Source organism: Mesorhizobium sp. CNPSo 4689, assembly GCF_057784325.1.
The window spans coordinates 1-4,715 of the sequence record NZ_JBWLUZ010000079.1 but is presented as its reverse complement, the minus strand read 5'-3'; the positions used below and the strand labels follow the sequence as shown (position 1 = coordinate 4,715).

The following is a 4,715-nucleotide window of genomic DNA, read 5'->3' as shown; positions in this document are numbered from 1 at the left end:
AATTTGGACAATCGAAAGCTCGGGTGAAATCAGCGAGCGGAAGGCATGGAGCACGGGCAAATCACGGCGTCGACTGCGATTCCGACTCTATGAACTTATTCGCACCGTCCGTGAATCCCGCAACCTGCACCAAATATGCGGAAGAACCCAGAATTGTCGCGCCACAGTAGACCCGGAGCGCGCCCTTGTGCGTCTTGCCGGTGCTGGGCGCCTGGATCGGAAGCCGCGTGTCGTCGGTGTGAATCTTGCTGCGGGTACGGCCGATCTCACGGATTCGGTTGTAGATCGGATCGAGCAAGGCAGCGGCGTAGCCGGCGCTGCGCGCAAGCGTGGATCGCTCGATATCGACACCCTTGGCGGCCATCATCTGGGCCTGACGGTAAAAGGGCAAATGATAACCCCACTTGGCCATCATGATATGGGCGAGCGCGGCATAGCTGAGCTTGCCGCGTGCAATGGCCCTGGCTGGTGCCGGCGCCTGGATGATTTTATCGCAGGTCCGGCAGCTGTACTTGGGTCTAATGGTCTCGATCACCTGCCAGGCCTGGGCGACCAGATCGAGCATCTCGTCGCTATCTTGGCCCATGGCGCGCAGATCGCCGCCGCAGCCCGGGCAACATGCGCAAGACGGCTCGCGAACGACCCGCTTAGCGCGGCAGGTTCGGGTTGAGCTTACGCACCGGCAACACCCGCACCTTGTCGGTGTCAGCGACAATAGGCAGATCGAGATCGGGCACGCCGGCGGCGAAATCGGTCTCGAGGTCGTCGAGTTCGAGCTGCATCTGGCCGAGCTTCTCGGACGAGCGGCCGAAGGCCTTGCGGTTGAAGCGATCGATCCGCAGTTGCAGGCGCTGGATGCGAAGGGCGGCCTCGGCGCGCTCTCTTCGAAGCTGCTTATCCCGTTCGGCGATGGTGATGTCACGGGCACAAACAGCCGCCTCCAGAGTGGCGATCCGGGCGAGGAAATCAACGATTGAGGGAGCTTGTTCCGACACCCAAATTACATACCCGAAAGACCTCGTCTACGGAAGCAAAATCGACACAAAATCAATGAGAAACGAGCAAAATCAGCCAGCCAAACGCGGTCCATAAATCTTGCTTGGCCGGCGCCAGTCGATGCCCTCCAGAAGCAGCGAAAGCTCCGCCTCGGTGAGCGACACGGCGGCCTGCTCCTTGGTGGGTGGCCAGGCAAAACAACCATCAGTAAGCCGCTTGGTGAACAAGCAAAAGCCCTGGTCGTCATGCGCCAGAATCTTGATGATATGACCCTTGCGTCCACGGAAGCAGAAGATCGCGCCGGTATGCGGGTCGAGCGCGAGCACCTGCTGCACCATCCGCGCCAGGCTGTTGATTCCGCGGCGCATATCGGTCTCACCGCAGCACAAGTAAATCCGGTCGGTCGGCACCACCGTGATCACCTGGTCAACTCCGCCAGGACGATACGCAGCGCCGTCGGATCGACGGTCCCGTCGATCCGCAATCGCGCGCCGTTCGGAAAGGCAACGACGATCCTGCCGGCCGGGTCCGGGCAATCGACGAGGGGACGCTCGACCTCGGGCAGATCGTTCACGTCGATCCGCGCGAAAGTTGCCATCGCCTGATCGGCATCAAGCCCGCCGCCGGCCATCTGCTTGCGCCACGCATAGAGCTGTGACGGAGCTACGCCGAACGCTTCCGCGACCTCGGTCACCGACGACCCCGCCGCGCTCGCCAAGTCGACCAACGCGCGCTTCTCCGTGCAACTCCACAGCCTTCGTTGCCGCACGCGCCCGCGCACCGTTGCAAGATCTTCGGCCGCCGCGGTGCCGCTTAACTCGGCGACCATATCGCCCGTTGCATGTTCCAATGTCATGGCTCGAAAACTCCATGTTCATCGGCCTATTGCAAGGTGCCTTGGCGCATCGCTTACGGGGAAGAGGCAGGAATATCGTTTGATCCGCAGGGTGAGGTGATGCTGGAGCAGAACGAGGTGTTGGCGATGCTTCGGCTGAGCAACGGGTTTAAAGGACGAAGCGGCTGGCCAAGGAGTTTGGTTGCTCGCGGACCACGGTGCGGGTCTATGTGGCGTCGGGCTGCTGGCGGCCCTAATACTACTGCGTCATAAAATTGCGAGGCTGACGCGGACTGTCCATTGCCCTTATGCAGCACGGACATCGTTGCAGACGGTTGGCCAGGGCCACAGTCAGGCGTCGCCTGAGGGTTGGGATCGAGGTCGGGACGTGCCGCTCTGGTCTAATCGGAGGATCTGCGGGGTCGATAACCCGTCGGGAAGACCAGGTGTTTGGCGGCCCTGGGCGCGAGTTGGAGTTGAGGGGGGAATCGTGTCCCTCAGAGAGACCAGGAAGCCATAGGCGGCGATACAGAGGCTGGGCGTGGTGGTCGAAGCCCCGCCACCCTCGGCCTTCGTAGTGGCCCAGTTCCAGTTCCTGCTTGAGTTCCTGATAGTCTCGCTCGATCCGCCAACGCCCTTGGCGGCGTCGACCAACTGGGTGGTCGTAGCGTCGGCCGGCAAGGTGGAGAGCCAATACTTGCTCGGCTCGACCTCGCCTTCAGGCCACTCGATCAGGAGCCACTCTTCGGCGTGAGCCTCGGGCCGATTGTAGTCCCTGAATGCCGGCCGCCAACGGCTCCACGCTCTTGCGCTCTATCGGCATCAGAAGTCCGAGGCAATAATCCTTCAGCGGCTCAGCTCGGTCGGCGTGGCCGATCACCCCGATCAAAGCATCGACATAGGCGTCGAACGCGACTTCACTCTCGGCTGTCCAGTCGGGCATGGCGGGACGCTTCCCTGATCACGAAGCAGCAACCTAACAAATCCGCGACCAGCGCGAATCCACGCAGCCGCGACTTTCTGACTCAGTAAGACTAGGACCATAACAAAGCGCCGACGTACATAACGCGGCCGATATATTCGAGCTCTCCGACTTCGTCTAGCCTTCAGTAACTGCTTTAGAAGACGAGAGAGTTCGTGAATCTCGCCACGATCAAGATCGGTGTACAAAAGGCTCTCGGGAAGTGAATCGGGTAAGGACATGATGGAGCCTACCATTTGGCAGCTGCCGATCGCGCAGACCCACCACTTGTCGGCCAGTGCAGGCGTGTTGACATTCGTCGGCGGCGCGGGTGATTTCGACACAGCGGGACGGATTCGCAATCCGGGAGACCTCGACAGGCAAATCGAGGGCGCGATGGCGAACGTGGCGGAGGCGTTCGCCACTGAAGCCTGCACCCTCGATGACGTGGTGCGGCTCAAGGCGCACTACACCGCCGAGCGTGACGACTGGGACGTGATCGCGGCGTTGGCGCGCTTCTTCAAGGCGGATCCCATGCCCGTGATCAGCACGGTGCCAGAGCCCTTGCAGCCTTTCTCCGGCCAGACGATCCAGATCCAGGCCATCGCGCAGCGCGGCTGGCGGATGCACGCTGACGTCCGAGCGGTGCCGCGCCCGGTGCCGCCCGCAAGACGGGCTCTCTTCGATGGCCGGACGTTCACAGGAGGCTTACGCGCGGGCGAGTTCATTGCCGTGGCCAACCGCACTGCGGAGGACGCTGAAGGTGCGGTGCGCGCCCCCAACGACGCCGTGGCCCAGAGTCACTTCATCATGGAGAAACACGCGGAAACGCTCGCCGCGCTCGGCGCCTCCCTCCAGGACTGCGTTAAGATGGAGGGCTATTACTTAGGCACCACGCATCAGGACTGGGCACCGCCTGCCAAGGCTCGGATGAGCCACTTTCGTGAGCCAGGGCCGGTCGCGACGGTGGTTCCGTGCCATCGCCTCAACCCAAAGGAGGCCCTGACCAAGGTCGAGGTCATGGCCATGCGCGAGCTGCGGAACGGCCACGACAAATATATTCCCCGCGAGGACCATTGGCCCGAACGCGTGTGGGATTGGGTGTTCCCCACCCCCTACCGCCAAGCCATTGGGCTGCGCAGTACGGTGTGGCTTGGCGGCCAGGTTCCCGCGGCTCCCTACGAGAACAAAGGACGGACCGTCCTGAATGGGCAGCTCATCCCTCAGACCCGCTTCACCATGAGCTATATCGAGGACCTCCTGCGTCCCTTCGGCCGGTCGCCTGCGGATTTGAAGCTGATGGTCTGCTATTTCAAGTCCACCGGAACCGAGGCCGAGACAGTGGCATTCGTCAAGACCCTTGCCGACGGCCTGGGTGGGGCGCTTCCGCCTGTGACGCTCGTGCCGAAGCTCACGGTCGCCTCTGAAGAAAGCGTGGAGATTTGGGGCGTAGCGCAGGGCTGAGGCGGAGTTAAAATGCGAGACTACCACGTATTCGGGGTAGGTCATGATTTCGTTTGGAAGGACAGCGCTGTGCAAAACGTCAACTCCCGAGAATGGGAGATCCGCTCCGATCGACGCGGCCTTGAACTCCTCGGGCAATCGCGCTTCGGTTAACGGATTTACAACCCTGGGTTCTAGCATCATGACACACCTTCCAAAGGATTTTCCGGATTTCGGGCTGACGCACGAACAGCGGCAGTTTGCCGTGCGCAGCCACTATTACGAGCGGCCCGGCATGGACGGCGAGCGCGGCGAGATCTGGTGCTACAGCGACCGTTTTTCCTACCGGCCGGGCGAAACGGTGCGACTGCAGGTGAGTTCGACCGCGCCTGCCTTTTCGATCAAGATCGTGCGCGACGGTGCAACCGAGACGAAGCTTCTCGAACGCAGCGGTATCGCCGCGCGCTGGCAGGACACGCC

6 protein-coding genes and 2 pseudogenes are annotated in these 4,715 nt (G+C 61.9%); 2 read left to right on the top strand and 6 right to left on the bottom strand.

Features of this window, described 5'->3' with window-relative positions:
- Positions 1-61 precede the first annotated feature (61 nt).
- From AC04SI_RS33005 to AC04SI_RS32980, 6 genes and pseudogenes are all read right to left on the bottom strand, one after another.
- The gene (locus AC04SI_RS33005; protein ID WP_488475707.1) at positions 62-565 is read right to left on the bottom strand and encodes an IS66 family transposase; all 504 of its coding nucleotides are present in this window, start codon (positions 563-565) and stop codon (positions 62-64) included.
- Positions 566-647: 82 nt separating this feature from the next.
- A complete protein-coding gene (locus tag AC04SI_RS33000; protein WP_488475706.1) occupies positions 648-995 on the bottom strand; it encodes a transposase domain-containing protein in 348 nt (115 codons plus the stop codon).
- A 72-nt stretch (positions 996-1,067) separates the two neighbouring features.
- The gene (tnpB, locus tag AC04SI_RS32995) at positions 1,068-1,418 is read right to left on the bottom strand and encodes an IS66 family insertion sequence element accessory protein TnpB (protein ID WP_488475705.1); all 351 of its coding nucleotides are present in this window, start codon (positions 1,416-1,418) and stop codon (positions 1,068-1,070) included.
- A complete protein-coding gene (gene tnpA / locus AC04SI_RS32990) occupies positions 1,415-1,852 on the bottom strand; it encodes an IS66-like element accessory protein TnpA (protein ID WP_488475704.1) in 438 nt (145 codons plus the stop codon). The genes tnpB and tnpA overlap by 4 nt, the downstream gene beginning before the upstream one ends.
- 380 nt (positions 1,853-2,232) lie before the next feature.
- Positions 2,233-2,626 (bottom strand): annotated as a pseudogene (locus AC04SI_RS32985) (IS701 family transposase); the annotation flags it as partial.
- Positions 2,550-2,774, bottom strand: a complete 225-nt coding sequence (locus AC04SI_RS32980; RefSeq protein WP_488475703.1) for a hypothetical protein — start codon at positions 2,772-2,774, stop codon at positions 2,550-2,552. The pseudogene AC04SI_RS32985 and the gene AC04SI_RS32980, both read right to left, overlap by 77 nt.
- A 258-nt stretch (positions 2,775-3,032) precedes the next feature.
- On the opposite strand from AC04SI_RS32980, the gene AC04SI_RS32975 reads away from it, so the two are divergent.
- Both AC04SI_RS32975 and AC04SI_RS32970 read left to right on the top strand, forming a co-directional pair.
- Complete coding sequence (locus AC04SI_RS32975; RefSeq protein WP_488475702.1) at positions 3,033-4,256, top strand: RidA family protein; 1,224 nt, start codon at positions 3,033-3,035, stop codon at positions 4,254-4,256.
- 181 nt (positions 4,257-4,437) lie between these two features.
- Positions 4,438-4,715, top strand: a pseudogene (locus AC04SI_RS32970) (N,N-dimethylformamidase beta subunit family domain-containing protein); the annotation flags it as partial.